The 12,779-nt window shown below is 68.9% G+C and carries 12 protein-coding genes; 7 read left to right on the plus strand and 5 right to left on the minus strand.

Features of this window, described 5'->3' with window-relative positions:
- Position 1: 1 nt before the first annotated feature.
- Together Q8Q77_RS14595 and Q8Q77_RS14600 are read right to left on the minus strand one after the other, a co-directional pair.
- Positions 2-1,360, minus strand: a complete 1,359-nt coding sequence (locus tag Q8Q77_RS14595) for a VWA domain-containing protein (RefSeq protein WP_305584346.1) — start codon at positions 1,358-1,360, stop codon at positions 2-4.
- Positions 1,361-1,364: 4 nt separating this feature from the next.
- The gene (locus tag Q8Q77_RS14600; RefSeq protein WP_305584347.1) at positions 1,365-2,327 is read right to left on the minus strand and encodes a MoxR family ATPase; all 963 of its coding nucleotides are present in this window, start codon (positions 2,325-2,327) and stop codon (positions 1,365-1,367) included.
- 158 nt (positions 2,328-2,485) lie between these two features.
- On the opposite strand from Q8Q77_RS14600, the gene Q8Q77_RS14605 reads away from it, so the two are divergent.
- Genes Q8Q77_RS14605 through Q8Q77_RS14615 form a run of 3 tightly spaced genes read left to right on the plus strand, consistent with a single transcriptional unit; the run spans position 2,486 to position 6,751 of the window.
- Complete coding sequence (locus Q8Q77_RS14605; protein ID WP_305584348.1) at positions 2,486-3,109, plus strand: methylamine utilization protein; 624 nt, start codon at positions 2,486-2,488, stop codon at positions 3,107-3,109.
- A 1-nt stretch (position 3,110) separates the two neighbouring features.
- Positions 3,111-5,489, plus strand: a complete 2,379-nt coding sequence (locus tag Q8Q77_RS14610) for an EAL domain-containing protein (protein ID WP_305584349.1) — start codon at positions 3,111-3,113, stop codon at positions 5,487-5,489.
- Positions 5,490-5,500: 11 nt separating this feature from the next.
- The gene (locus Q8Q77_RS14615) at positions 5,501-6,751 is read left to right on the plus strand and encodes a hypothetical protein (RefSeq protein WP_305584350.1); all 1,251 of its coding nucleotides are present in this window, start codon (positions 5,501-5,503) and stop codon (positions 6,749-6,751) included.
- Between the two features lie 6 nt (positions 6,752-6,757).
- On the opposite strand, the gene Q8Q77_RS14620 is transcribed toward Q8Q77_RS14615, so the two are convergent.
- On the minus strand, positions 6,758-7,843 hold the full coding sequence (locus Q8Q77_RS14620; protein ID WP_305584351.1) for a hypothetical protein: 1,086 nt from the start codon (positions 7,841-7,843) through the stop codon (positions 6,758-6,760).
- Between the two features lie 156 nt (positions 7,844-7,999).
- Between Q8Q77_RS14620 and Q8Q77_RS14625 the strand changes: the two genes are divergently transcribed.
- The 3 genes from Q8Q77_RS14625 to Q8Q77_RS14635 are packed head-to-tail and all read left to right on the plus strand — an operon-like array spanning position 8,000 to position 10,688.
- Positions 8,000-9,277, plus strand: a complete 1,278-nt coding sequence (locus Q8Q77_RS14625; RefSeq protein WP_305584352.1) for a cytochrome P450 — start codon at positions 8,000-8,002, stop codon at positions 9,275-9,277.
- Positions 9,278-9,282: 5 nt separating this feature from the next.
- Positions 9,283-10,311: a phosphotransferase family protein gene (locus tag Q8Q77_RS14630; protein WP_305584353.1), complete on the plus strand. Its 1,029-nt coding sequence runs from the start codon at positions 9,283-9,285 to the stop codon at positions 10,309-10,311.
- Positions 10,308-10,688, plus strand: coding sequence for a hypothetical protein (locus tag Q8Q77_RS14635; RefSeq protein WP_305584354.1), 381 nt, complete (start codon positions 10,308-10,310; stop codon positions 10,686-10,688). The genes Q8Q77_RS14630 and Q8Q77_RS14635 overlap by 4 nt, the downstream gene beginning before the upstream one ends.
- On the opposite strand, the gene Q8Q77_RS14640 is transcribed toward Q8Q77_RS14635, so the two are convergent.
- Complete coding sequence (locus Q8Q77_RS14640) at positions 10,685-11,845, minus strand: serine hydrolase (protein WP_305584355.1); 1,161 nt, start codon at positions 11,843-11,845, stop codon at positions 10,685-10,687. The genes Q8Q77_RS14635 and Q8Q77_RS14640 overlap by 4 nt on opposite strands.
- An 85-nt stretch (positions 11,846-11,930) precedes the next feature.
- On the opposite strand from Q8Q77_RS14640, the gene Q8Q77_RS14645 reads away from it, so the two are divergent.
- Positions 11,931-12,440 carry a MarR family winged helix-turn-helix transcriptional regulator gene (locus Q8Q77_RS14645; protein ID WP_305584356.1) on the plus strand — a complete coding sequence of 170 codons (510 nt, stop codon included), beginning with the start codon at positions 11,931-11,933 and terminating at the stop codon, positions 12,438-12,440.
- Here Q8Q77_RS14645 and Q8Q77_RS14650 read toward each other — a convergent pair.
- Entirely contained in the window at positions 12,394-12,702 is a 309-nt protein-coding gene (locus Q8Q77_RS14650; protein WP_305584357.1) for an NIPSNAP family protein, read from the minus strand. The genes Q8Q77_RS14645 and Q8Q77_RS14650 overlap by 47 nt on opposite strands.
- Between the last annotated feature and the right edge of the window lie 77 nt (positions 12,703-12,779).

Raw genomic sequence — 12,779 nt, forward strand, 5'->3', positions numbered from 1 at the left:
GTCAGTGCGGCACGTAGGTCCGCAGCACGTCCTCGATGATCCGTTCCAGCTGGCCCAGCGTGTTGCAGGTCTTGGCGACGTGGCAGAAGCGCTCGTAGCGGTGCATGACGCTGTCGCCCTGGCTCCAGTAGCTCTCGGGCTCGGGATTGAGCCAGATCACCGACCGGGCGCGCTTGTGGATCGTGGCCATCAAGTCCATGCGCGGGTCGGCGTAGTTAGACCGGCCGTCGCCCAGGAAGATCACCGTGGTGTGGCGGTCGACATGGTCCAGGTGGTTCTCGCAGAAGTCCTCCAGCGACTTGCCGTAGTCGGTCTGCTGGAAGCCGATGCGCTTCAGCACCTCGAAGATCGCCACGTCCACATGCTCGTCGTCGAGGATGTCGTTGACGCTGATCAGGCGGCCTGAGAAGGCGTAGGCCTCCAGCCGGTCGACCACCTCGTTCAGCGAATAGAGGAAGGTCAGCAGGAACTGCGCCGCCGCGGCCACCGACTTGGAGACGTCGCAGATGCAGACGATGGACGGCTTGTCGATCTTCTGGGTCTTCCAGAGAATCTCGAAGGGCATGCCGCCGTAGGGCATGGATTTCCGCAGGGTCTTGCGGATGTCCATGTGGCCCTTGCGGGCCCGGTTGCGGCGGCGCGAATAGCGGTCGGCCAGGCGCTTGGCCATCTTCTTGACCAGGGCCTGCATCATGGCCTGGTCGACAGGATCGATGCCGCCCTCGGCGTTCAGCGCCTTCCGCGCCAGCAGCTCCTCGCGCAGCATCCGCCCCGAGCCCGAGGCGTAAAGGCTGTGCTGGCGCTCCACATAGCGCTGGGCCTCGGCGGCCAGGCGGCGCTTGCCCGCCTCGAGCCGGTCGGCCGCATCGCCCCCGCCTTCCAGACGCCGCGCGGCGGAGATGATCGACTCGATCTCGGCCAGGCCCATCTCCTCCAGCAACCGGCGGCTCATGCGCGAGCGCTGGGTGGTCAGGCGGATCTGCGAGACCTGGGCGCGTTCGGCGGCCTCCTCCATGGCCTGGGCCAGGCCCGTGGCGTCGCCCTCCATGATCATGCGGGTGAGATCGGACTCTGCGGCCTCCGGCGGCAGTCCTTCCATCGGGTCGCCGTCGCCGCGCTCGGGCGGCGGCTCGGCCGGGGTGAGCGCGTCGCGGGCGAAGAAGGTGTCGAACACGTCGTCGAACCGGACCACCTCGTCCGAGGTCTTGGCCAGGGTCGCGCACAGGGCGTCCTTGAACAGCTCTCGGTCGGAGAAGCCGACGGCGGCCACCGTGCGGTGGGCGTCGATGGCCTCGGCCGGCGAGACTTTCACATCCGCGGCCCGCAGGGCCCGGAAGAAGTCCTCCATGGCGTCCTGCATGGCCCTAGCCCACCGGGCGGCGGATCAACTCGACGATCTGCGGCTCCACCGCGGCGATGTCCTGTTCGAACTTGAGCAGGACGTTGAGCGTGTCGCGCACCACCTCGCCATCCAGGCTGGAGGCGTTGAGCAGGATCAGAGCGCGGGCCCAGTCGACGGTCTCGGAGATCGAGGGTGACTTGCGCAGGTCCAGCGTGCGCAGGGACTGGACGAAGGCCACCAGCTCGGCGGTGAGCGTGGCTTCGATGTCGGGAACCCGGCTGGCGACGATCCGCCGCTCCAGGGCCGCGTCGGGCAGGGGGATGTGCAGGTGCAGGCAGCGGCGCTTGAGCGCATCGCCCAGGTCGCGGACATTGTTGGAGGTCAGGAACACCAGCGGCGGAGTCTTGGCCTTCATCACCCCTAGCTCGGGGATGGAGACCTGATAGGCCGACAGGACCTCCAGCAGGAAGGCCTCGAAGGCCTCATCCGACTTGTCGATCTCGTCGATCAGCAGGACGCAGCCGTCGTCCTCGCGCAGCGCCTTCATCAGCGGGCGCGGCTCCAGGAAGGGCTCGGAAAAGAACAGGTCGCCCATGCCGTGCAGCCGGTCCATGGCGTCGTCCATGTCCTTGGCGTCGGAGAGCTGTTCGCCCATCCGGTCCTTGAGGATCTGGGTGTAGAGGAGCTGCTTGCCGTACTTCCACTCGTACAGGGCCTTGGACTCGTCCAGGCCCTCGTAGCACTGCATGCGGATCAGCGGCAGGCCGAGCAGGGTGGCCGTCGACAGCGCCAGTTCGGTCTTGCCGACTCCGGCCGAGCCTTCGACCAGGATGGGCTTCTGCAGGTGGACGGCCATGTAGAGGGCGGTGGCGATGCGGCGCGAGGCGATATAGCCGACGCTGGCCAGGCCCTGGATGAGTGCCTCCACCGAGGCGAGGTGGTCGGTGGACGCGGCGGGGACCGCCACGGTCGGGGAAATGGTCAAAGTCTGAAACTCTCAAATGTGGCGCGTAACCGCGCCGGGACGTTCTTCAATCCCGCCAGTGTGCCAAGCCCGCGCCATCCGACGCAACCCCAATCCCCTGAAGGCGCTTGCAGGTATGCTTTACCGGGGGTTCACACCCTCGCCTTAGATTCCGGGCCATGCGCATTCTCGCGGCCCTTATCGCCGGGCTGCTGGCCGCGACGCCCGCCCTGGCCGGCGACCTGGCTGTCAGCCTGAAGACCTCGTCCGGCAAGCCGGTGACGGATGCGGTGGTGATGGTCACGCCCCAGGGCGGAAGCCCCGCGCCGAGGTCGGCCGGGTCCTACCGCATGGCGCAGCAGGGCATGCAGTTCCAGCCCTTCGTCCTGATCGTGCCGGTGGGGGCCGACGTGGCCTTTCCCAACTTCGATCCGGTGCTGCACCACGTCTATTCGTTCTCGGCCGCCAAGCCGTTCGAGCTGAAGCTGTACGGCCGCGACCAGAGCCGCCGTGTCCGCTTCGACAAGGCCGGCGTGGTGGCTGTCGGCTGCAACATCCATGACGCCATGTCGGCCTTCATCCGGGTGGTCGACACCGCCCATGCGGTGAAGACCGACGCCGCCGGCGCCGCCGTGCTGGCCGGCCTTCCGGCCGGACCCGCCATCCTGACCGTCTGGCATCCCTATCTGAAAGGCGCGCGGAACGAGACCGTGCGGACCATCGCGATCCCGGCCGCCGGCGTCGCGCGCCAGGCCCTGGTGGTCGACCTGCGCGCCCCGCCGATGCGGCACGGGCCGTACTGACATGGTCTGGATCGAGCCCATCGCCCGGCGGCTGACCGGCTTCCGGCGTCTGCGCACCAAGCTGACCGTGCTCTATGCCGCGCTGTTCGGCATGGCGCTGCTGTTGGTGTCCGGCGCGGCCTATTCGGCCATCAACGGCGCGGCCCAGCGCCAGGTGCGCGACGAGCTGACCGCCTCGGGAACGGTGTTCGACCGCATCTGGTCGCTGCGATCCGAACAACTCCAGCAGGGCGCGGCGCTGCTGTCGCGGGACTTCGGGTTCCGCGAGGCGGTGGCCACCGGCGACGACGCCACCATCGTCTCGGCCATGGAGAACCTGCGCCAGAGGCTGCAGATCGACCTGGCCTTCATCGTGGGCGTCGACGGGACGATCACCGCCGCCAAACCCGCGACCCTACAGCCGAACGCCGACGCCCTGGTCGAGGCCATGTACGCGCAGGAAAAGCCCAGCGGCGTCTTCGTGCTGGACGGCACGCCCTACCAGATGATCGCCGCGCCGATCCTGTCGCCCGACCTGATGGGCTGGGTGGTGTTCGCCGCTCGCCTGGACCAGCGCGAGATGTCGGCCCTGGAGAAGCTGTCGGCCATCCCGTTGGACGCCAGCGTCCTGCACCGCGACGGCAAGGGCTGGAGTTCCGAGCTGGCCGGCGGTCGCGCGGAACAGGTCAGGCTTGGCGGGTTCATCGACGGCGCCCTCGCCGCCAAGACCAAGGCGCCGCGCACGCTCGACGCGCCGCAGGGCGCTTCCCTGGCGCTCGTCAAATCGCTGCCCGCGCTCACCGGCATAGCCAATCTTACCGACAAAGAGGGCGCCGTGCTCGTGCTCAGCTATCCGCTGGCCCGGGCGCTGGCGCCCTATAAGCCCCTGCTGGCGACTATCGCTGGGGTCGGCCTGCTGGGCCTGGTGCTGGTGGTGGCGGGAAGCTGGGCCCTGGCGCGCAGCGTCACCCGTCCGATCTCGGCCCTGGCCGCCGCGGCCAACCGCCTGCGCGAAGGCCAGTACGGCCAGGTGGCGGTCGAGAGCCAGGATGAGATCGGCCACCTGGCCGAGAGCTTCAACGTCATGGCCACAGAGATCCGCGAGCGCGAGCGGCGGATCACCCACCTGGCCCTGCACGACCCCGAGACCCACCTGCCCAACCGCCTCTCCCTGGAGCAGGCGATCGCGGGGCTGGCGGCGACCGACGGCGGCGGCCTCTATGCGGCGCTGCTGGGGGTCGACCGCTTCGCCCACGTGCGCGGCGCCATCGGCTACGCCCTGGCCGCCCAGGCGATCCGCGAGGTCGGCGAACGGCTGGCCGGCCTGCAGCCCCAGGCCTTCGTGGCGCGGATCTCCACCGACGTCCTGGGCATGGTCTTCGAGGCGGCCGACGACGACGCGGCCCAGACCAGGATGGCCCGGCTGTTGCGCGAGCTGGAGCAGCCGCTGCAGATCGGCGGCGACGCCATCGACGTGGCCCTCACGGTGGGGCTCTCGGCCTTCACGCCGGGCGAGCCTGGCGGTGCGGCCATCGAGCGTGCCAATATCGGCCTGGACCAGGCCCGAGCCGCCCGCAGGAAGCTCGCCTTCTTCGACGCCGAGGCCTATGGCGACCCCTCGTCGAACCTGGCCCTGATGAGCGGCATGCTCTGGGCCCTGCGGTCGGGTCACATCGAACTCTATCACCAGCCGAAGTACGACCTGCGGACCCGCGGCGTGAACGGCGTCGAGGCCCTGGTGCGTTGGCGTCACCCGACGCGGGGGATGCTGCGGCCGGACCTGTTCATCCCCATGGCCGAGGAGACCGGCCATATCCGCACCCTCACCGACTGGGTGCTGAAGCAGGCCATCGCCGACCAGACCAAGATGCGCCGCGCGGGCCATGAGGTGGAGATGTCGGTCAACATCTCCGGCCGCCTGCTGGGCGACACCGACTTCGCCGACTTCGTCGACCGCACCGTGGGCGAGGCGAGCGGCAAGCTGTGCTTCGAGATCACCGAGACCGCGGTCATCGAGAACCCCGACATGGCGCTGGAGATCCTCGACCGCTTCCGCGCGGCGGGCATCAACATCTCCATAGACGACTTCGGATCGGGCCTGTCGTCCCTGGCCTATCTGAAGCAGATCAAGGGTCACGAACTGAAGATCGACCGCTCGCTGATCACTGACCTGACCGAGAGCCAGCGCGACGCCCTGATCGTCCGCTCAACCATCGACCTGGCCCACAGTCTGGGCCTGAAGGTCACCGCCGAGGGCGTCGAGACCGCCAACGCCTTCCAGCTGTTGGCGGCGATGGGGTGCGACAATGTGCAAGGCTATCTGATCGCCAAACCCATGCCGTTCAACGAACTCTTGATGTTTCTCAACGAGGATCGGGACACGGAACGCAGCTACGGCTGACGGGGGTGAATGTGTCCATCCGACGGGCGGGCCTGGCGGCGCTCTTCCTCGCGCTCGGCGCCGGTCCGGCGCGGGCCGCGCCCGACCTGTTGTCTCCAGAAACCTTTTCCGGACTGGTGGAGCTGCGGCTGGCCGCGGCGGACGGCGAGCGGTCCTGGCTCGACGGCGGCTTCGGCAAGACCGGCGCCTCGGGCGGCGGGTCGGACTGGGCCGCGCGGCCGGATCTGTCCCAGGCCCTGATCCAGTGGAAGCCCCGGCTTTCCTTCTCGCTCGCCGCCGTGGTGAGCGCCCAGGTGCAGCCCGACGTCGACCCCGCCTTTGATCTGGGAGAGGCCTATCTGACCTGGCGGGCGGCGCCCAACCGCCTGGCGCGGTTTTCGGCCCGGGCCGGCCTCTTCTATCCGCCGGTCAGCCAGGAGCATGAGGGGGTCGGCTGGACCACCCCCGACGTGCTGAGCGCCTCGGCCATCGGAAGCTGGATCGGCGAGGAGGTGAAGGTCGCGGGGCTGGAGCTCACCGCCACCCGCGCGCTCGGCGACCACGAGGTTTCGGCGACGGCGGCGGCCTTCGGGGCCAACGACACCTCTGGGACCCTGCTCAGCTTTCGCGGCTGGGCGCTGCATGGCGTGCGGACCGGCGCCTCGACCGATTTCCCGCTGCCGGCGCTGAGCCCCTTCATGCGCACGCGCCAGGCGCCGATCTCCACGCCGGTCGGCGAACTGGACAACCGCGCCGGCTATTACGGCCGCCTGGCCTGGCGTCCGCCCGTCCCGATCGAAGTCTCGGCCTTCTACTACGACAACGCCGGCGACCGGACCTCGGTGGAGGCCCTGCAATGGGCCTGGGAGACGCGGTTCACAACGCTTGGCCTGGTCTGGTCCCTGGACGAGGTCACCACGCTTCGCGCCCAGGTCCTGCGCGGCGAGACCCTGATGGGCTTCCGCTACCAGGCGCGGCACCGCTGGATCGACATGGGCTACGCCTCGGCCCATGTCTCGGCGGTCCGCCGGTTTGGCGACCACGCCCTGACCCTGCGCGTCGATGGGTTCGAGACCAACGACCGCACCCTGCAGGCCATCGACAACAACGACGAGACCGGCTGGGCCCTGACCGCGGCCTGGCGGCACAGGCTCTCGCCCCGCGCCGACCTGCTGTTCGAGGGACTGCACGTCAGCTCCGACCGGCCCTCGCGCATCTATGGCGGGGTGGCGCCCGACCAGGACCAGACGGTCCTGCAGTCGGCCCTGAGGTTGTCGTTCTAGGCCGCCCTATCCCAGGCCGTAGGGCCGGTAGGGGCCGGCGATGAGCTGTTCGAACACGCCCATGCCCGACTGCTGAGCCTCACCTGGCAGGTTCATGGTCACGCGGCTTAGCGCCTGGATGTGGATGTTCTCCGGCGCGGCCATGTTGACGGTGGCCAGGTCGATGTCCTCGCGCTCCACCACCAGTTCACCCTTGTAGCCGCCATGCCGCCAGGCGGGGTGGCCATAGCCGATGCCGCGCATCAGGAAGGTCAGGAACGGCTCGAACCGGATGCTGGCCGAGCCCTGGGCCAGGGGCACGTTCAAGGTCCCGCCGCGGGCATGGCGGGTCCCGGCGATCAGCGAGACGTCCTCCATCACCGCGTGCTCGGTCTCGTGGAAGCCGTCGGGGCCCGCGCCGTCCGGAGCGATCACCGCCCGGGTGTTCCAGGCCTTGCCGTCCGGGTCGGCATTGATGTGGAAGAACACGCTGCGGTCGGCGAAGTTGAGCGGGGTCCACTGCCAGAAGAAGCCGCCGATGGTCTGCGGCACGGCGGGTTGCGGGTCGGGCGCCCCGACCGGACGCACGCCCCAGGAGCGGTCCCGGGTGCCGACCGTGCCCGCGGCCAGATCCCGGCGCGCCCCGTCGATCTCGATCCAGCCCGTGGCCCGCACGTTCTGGGTCAGGCGGGTGTAGTCCATGAAGGCGCGGGGGCCGTTGCGGCGGATGAAGCGCGGCTCCTCGACCGGGAAGCTGCGGCCCTCGAAGACGATCTCGGCGGCGAAGCCGTTGGACGGCTCCACCGTCACCTTCAGCTTCTGCAGCGGCTCGAGGACCTCGATGCGGATCGGGCCGCAGGTGAGGTCCATGCGCTCCATATGCAACACGCGGCTGGCATGGAGGCAGTACTGGACGCCGTTGCGGATCACCGAGAAATGCGCGTCGGCGATGTTCAGGTGCGGATAGACCCCGAAGGCCGCGGCGAAGAACTCCGTCCCGTCCGGGTCGTAGCCGTTGAAGAAGTAGCGGTCGTAGAAATTGCGGTCGGTGCCGGAGAAGGCGATCGGCTCAGGCGTCTGGTGGATTGGAAAATCGTCGGCCTTGGTCAGCATTGGGGCGTCCTCCGGAGCAGCGATCTGTGGTCTATGTATTGCGACCGCGCCTGTCGGCGCAGTATCAAGTGAACAAAGATAACAAGACAAGGGAGGACGTTCTGCTCTGACGCCACGTAAGGTTACGGGGTGATTTCAATGGGCTGAGCGACGTCAATGAGCGCCAAGAATTTCCGGATTCCAGACGACCATGCCGCCATCCTGGTCGATCCCGCCGCCTATGCCGACGGCCGCATCCATGAAACCTATGCCTGGCTGCGCGCCAACAATCCGCTGGGCGTGGCGGAGATCGAGGGCGTCGATCCCTTCTGGGTCGCAACCAAGCACGCCGACATATTGGAGGTCAGCCGCCAGAACGCGCTCTACGCCAATGGCGTGCGCTCGCCGACCCTGGTGAGCCAGGCCGTGGACGTCCGCGTCCGCGAGATGACCGGCGGCAGCCCGCACCTGCTGCGCACCCTGATCCACATGGATGCGCCCGACCACATGAAGTACCGGGTCCTGACCCAGGCCTGGTTCCTGCCGCAGAACCTGCGCAGCATGGAAGACCGTATCCGCAAGATCGCCCGGTCCGCCGTCGACAGGATGGCCGCCAAGGGCGGCAAGTGCGACTTCGTCAGCGAGGTGGCCCTGCACTACCCCCTGCACGTGATCATGGAGATCATGGGCGTGCCGGAGGAGGACGAGGGCCGGATGCTGATGCTGACCCAGGAGCTGTTCGGCGCCGCCGATCCTGAGCTCGGCCGCAAGCCGAAGGACGACAGCCCGACCGCCCAGATCGAGACTGGAGTGCTGACCGACTTCATCGCCTATTTCACCCGGTTCTCGGAGGGCAAGCGCGCCAATCCGGGCGACGACCTGGGCAGCCTGATCGCCAACTCGCAGATCGACGGCCAGCCGATCAGCCATTTCGAGGCGATGAGCTACTACATCATCGTCGCCACGGCCGGGCACGACACCACCTCGTCCTCCACCGCAGGCGCGATCTGGGGCCTGGCCGAGAACCCGGCCGAGTTCGCCAAGGTCAAGGCAGACCCGTCCCTGATCCCGGGGCTGGTGGATGAGAGCATCCGCTGGATCACCCCGGTGAAGACCTTCATGCGCACCGCCACGGAGAGCACCGAGCTCGCCGGCCGTTCGCTGTCGAAGAACGACTGGCTGATGCTCTGCTACGCGTCGGGCAATCGCGACGAGGAGGTGTTCGACGACCCCAACGCCTTCCGTGTCGACCGCAAGCCCAACAGGCACCTGGCCTTCGGCTACGGCGCCCACCTGTGCCTGGGCCAGCACCTGGCCAAGATGGAGATGCGCATCCTCTGGGAGGAGATGCTGCCGCGCCTGAAGAGCCTTGAGCTGGCCGGCCCGCCCAAGCAGTCGCTGGCCGTGTTCGTGAACGGCCCCAAGACCCTGCCTATCGCCTTCGAGATGGCCTGAGCCGCATGGGTTCGCCGCTGGAGCCGCGGCTGGCGGCCTATATCGCCGGCCGCATGCCGGGCGCCGCGGAGGTGGCGGTCGACAACATGGGCCGCATCTCCGGCGGCGCGTCGCGGGAGACCTATCGCTTCCGCCTGAGCTGGCGCGACGCCGAGGGCCAGGCCCGCGAACGCCGGCTGATCCTGCGCCGCGATCCGCCCGCCTCGCTGATCGACACCGAGCGGCGCATCGAGTTCGAGGCCTATCGCGCCTTTCACGGCTCGGCGGCGCCCGTGCCCGAGATGCTGTGGCTGGAGGAGGGCGACGGTCCGCTGGACCATCCGTTCTTCGTCGCCGCGGAGATCGTCGGGTTCCAGGCCTCGCCGGGGCTGCTCTGGGCCGAACCCTACCTGGCCTGCCACGAGCGCCTGGCGCAGCGGAAGTGGACCATCCTGGGCGAGATCGCCAAGGCCGATCCGGTGGCGCTCGGCCTGGACAAGGTCATGGCGTCGGTCGCGCCGGCCGACTGCTGGACGCGTGAGCTGGGTTATTGGGAAGACGTGCTCGACGCGGATGAGGCCGAGCCCCTGCCGATCATCCGTGCGGCGATCCGCTGGCTGCGCGCCAACCCGCCGCCGGCGGCCCAGAAGGTCGGCGTCGTGCACGGCGACTACCGCACCGGCAATTTCCTGTTCGACACGGAAGGCGACATCCACGGCGTCCTCGACTGGGAGATGGCCCATCTCGGCGACCCGCTGGAGGACCTGGGCTGGAGCTTCAATCCGGTCTGGAGCTTCGGCCGCGGACTGGCGGGCGGGCTGATCTCCCAGGACCGGGCCGTCGCGATCTGGGAGCAGTCCAGCGGGCTCAGGGCCGACCCCGCCGCGCTGAAATGGTGGACCCTGTTCAACTGCGTGAAGGGCCAGGCGATCTGGGTCTCCTCCGCGCGCGCCTGGATCGACGGCGGCAACCGCGAGCCGATCATGGCCTATCCGCCGTGGGCCCTGCAGAATGCCCAGGACCGCGCGGTGCTGAAGGTGATGGGGCGCTTATGAAACCCGACGTTTCCGCCGTGCTGATCGAGACCGCCGGCCTGCTGGTCCGCAACGCCGCCCCCGACGTGGCGGCTGCCGACCGGGCGAGCGCGCTCGGCCTCTCGGCCGCCCTGCTGGGCTTCGCCGCCCAGGCCTGGGATGGCGCGGCGCACAATCTCGTCCAGGAGAACCGCGCTATCCGGGATTTGCTCGGCGAGGCGGGGTCGGACGAGGACCTGAGGCTCTCGGTCCTCTCCGCCGAGAACGCCCGCCTGCGCGCGGCCCTGATCGCCCTGCACATCGAGGTCGAGGGCAAGGACCCCGCCAGGGAGGCCGCCATCTGGGCCGAACTCGTGGCCTCCACCGAACGCCGGCTGGTGGCGGGATCGGCGGTCTAGGCGGAGAACAGCCGGGCGGCGATGCGCCTCACGGCCGTCTTGCTCTCGGCGCTCGCCGTCACATTGGTCAGGATTGCGACGCCGCTGCGCGCGGCAGGATCCAGAAAGGCGGCGGTGAACACGCCCGGGTCGCCGCCCCAGTGGCTGATCTTCACGCCGTCGCCGAGCTTTGACTCCATCCAACCCAGGCCCTGCCCGGTCAGCCAGTCGGGCAAGCCGGGCGGGGTCTTCATGTCGAGCATTTGCGCCATGCCCAGTTCGTCGACGATCCGGGTTCCCCGCGCCACGCCGCCGTTGGCCGAGGCGGCCACGAACCGCATCAGGTCGGCGATCGAAGAGCGGATCATGCCGACCGGCCAATCGGGAAAGCCCATCGGCGCGACGGGCGTGAGCGCGCCGTCGACGAGGTCGTACGGCGTGGCGCGCAGGGCCTCGGGGGTTCCCGCGATGGTCCAGCTCGTATGACGCATGCCGAGCGGCGCGAAGATCGCCTCGCGGGTCTGCTCGCGCATGTCCTGCCCGCCGATGCGGCCGGCGAGATAGCCGAGCAGGCCATAGCCGATGTTGCTGTAGTCCCAGGCCGCGCCGGGCGCCGCCTTGGAGAAGCATGCCTCGCGGGAATAGGTCCGGCCGCCCGGCGCGAGATAGTCCCTGAGGAGGTCGCCCAAGGCGAGGGTGGCGTCGACGCCGGGCTGACGGAAATCGATCTCGTAGTACTTGGCGTCGGAAATGCTGGAAACGTGCGTCAGCAGGTGGCGGAAGGTGATCGGCGCATCGGGGTGATGCGGGTTGGCCAGCGGGAAGTCGAGGTGAGGCGCCACGGGCGCGTCCAGCGTCAGGCGACCCTGCTCGGCCAGCCGCATGATGGCGGTCGCGGTCACCGTCTTGGTGATCGAAGCGATGTGGAACATCGTATCGTCGGTCACCGGCCGGCGCCCCGCCAGATCGGCGAAGCCGTAGCCGCGCGCCAGGCGCATGGTCCCGTTCCTCGCCAGGCCCAGCGCCAAGCCGGGTATGCCGGCCTTGGCCATCTCGTCCGCGACGAAGACGTCCAGGTCGTCCTTCGCCAAGGCGGGCGCCGCCAGGGCGGCGAGCCCAGCGGCCAGGACGCCGCGCCGGCCCATCCGCAACGTGTAGGGAGATTGAGAGTCTGGCACGGGTTCCGCCTCAGATGAGATCGACTTGCGGTCAAATAGGTAGGTGCCTACATATATGTCAAGTCGAGGGGGCGAGGAAGATCTGATGGACGACACGCGAGGTGCGGGCGGGGCGGCTATCGGCGCGCGGCTGCGGCGGGTCTCGGAATGGATCGACGGCGACGCCACCCGGGTCTACGCCGCGCTGGGGATCGACTTCGAGCAGCGTTGGTTCGGCGTGCTCAACCAGCTCGCGCGTCACGGGCCAGCGAGTGTCGGGGAGTTGGCGTCGGCGCTGCGGATCACCCACGCCTCGGTCAGCCAGACCCGTCAGTCGCTCGAGAAGGCCGGTGTGGTGACCTCCGACCCCGACCCTGCCGACGCCCGTCGACGACGGCTGACGCTCACCGAGGAAGGCGCCAGGCTGGTCCAACGGCTGACGCCGCTCTGGCGGGCTTTCGAGGCGGCGGCCCTGGAACTGAACGCCGAGGCCGGCGACGCGGTTGCCGCGCTCGACCGGCTCGACGACGCCCTGGCGCGGCGCTCACTGTTCGACCGCATCGTCGCGATCATGCCGTCACCGGCGTCAGGAACGTCCGTTCCTCCGACAGGATGAAGCGCTTCTCCTGGGCCATGGCGAAATTGGCCGCGCCGGCGGGGTCGGCCTTCAGTCGGGCGCGATAGGCCTCGTAGTCCGCCAGGCTGTCGAAGGAGATCAGCGCATGCGCGATGTTGTTCGTGCCTTCGTGGGGTAGCCAGTAGCCCAGCAGGTCGCCGCCGCAGGCCGGGATGATGGTCAGCCAGTTGCGGGCATAGGCCTCGAAGGCGTCACGCTGGAACGGGTCGATGACGTAGCGGATGGCGCAGGTGACAGTCATGGGTGCTCCGATGGATCGCCGCGGTTCTACCGGTCTGGCGGCCCTGCATGCTTCGATCTGGATCGAACTGTCGACGG

This window comes from Phenylobacterium sp., assembly GCF_030698145.1.
Taxonomy (GTDB): Bacteria; Pseudomonadota; Alphaproteobacteria; order Caulobacterales; family Caulobacteraceae; genus Phenylobacterium.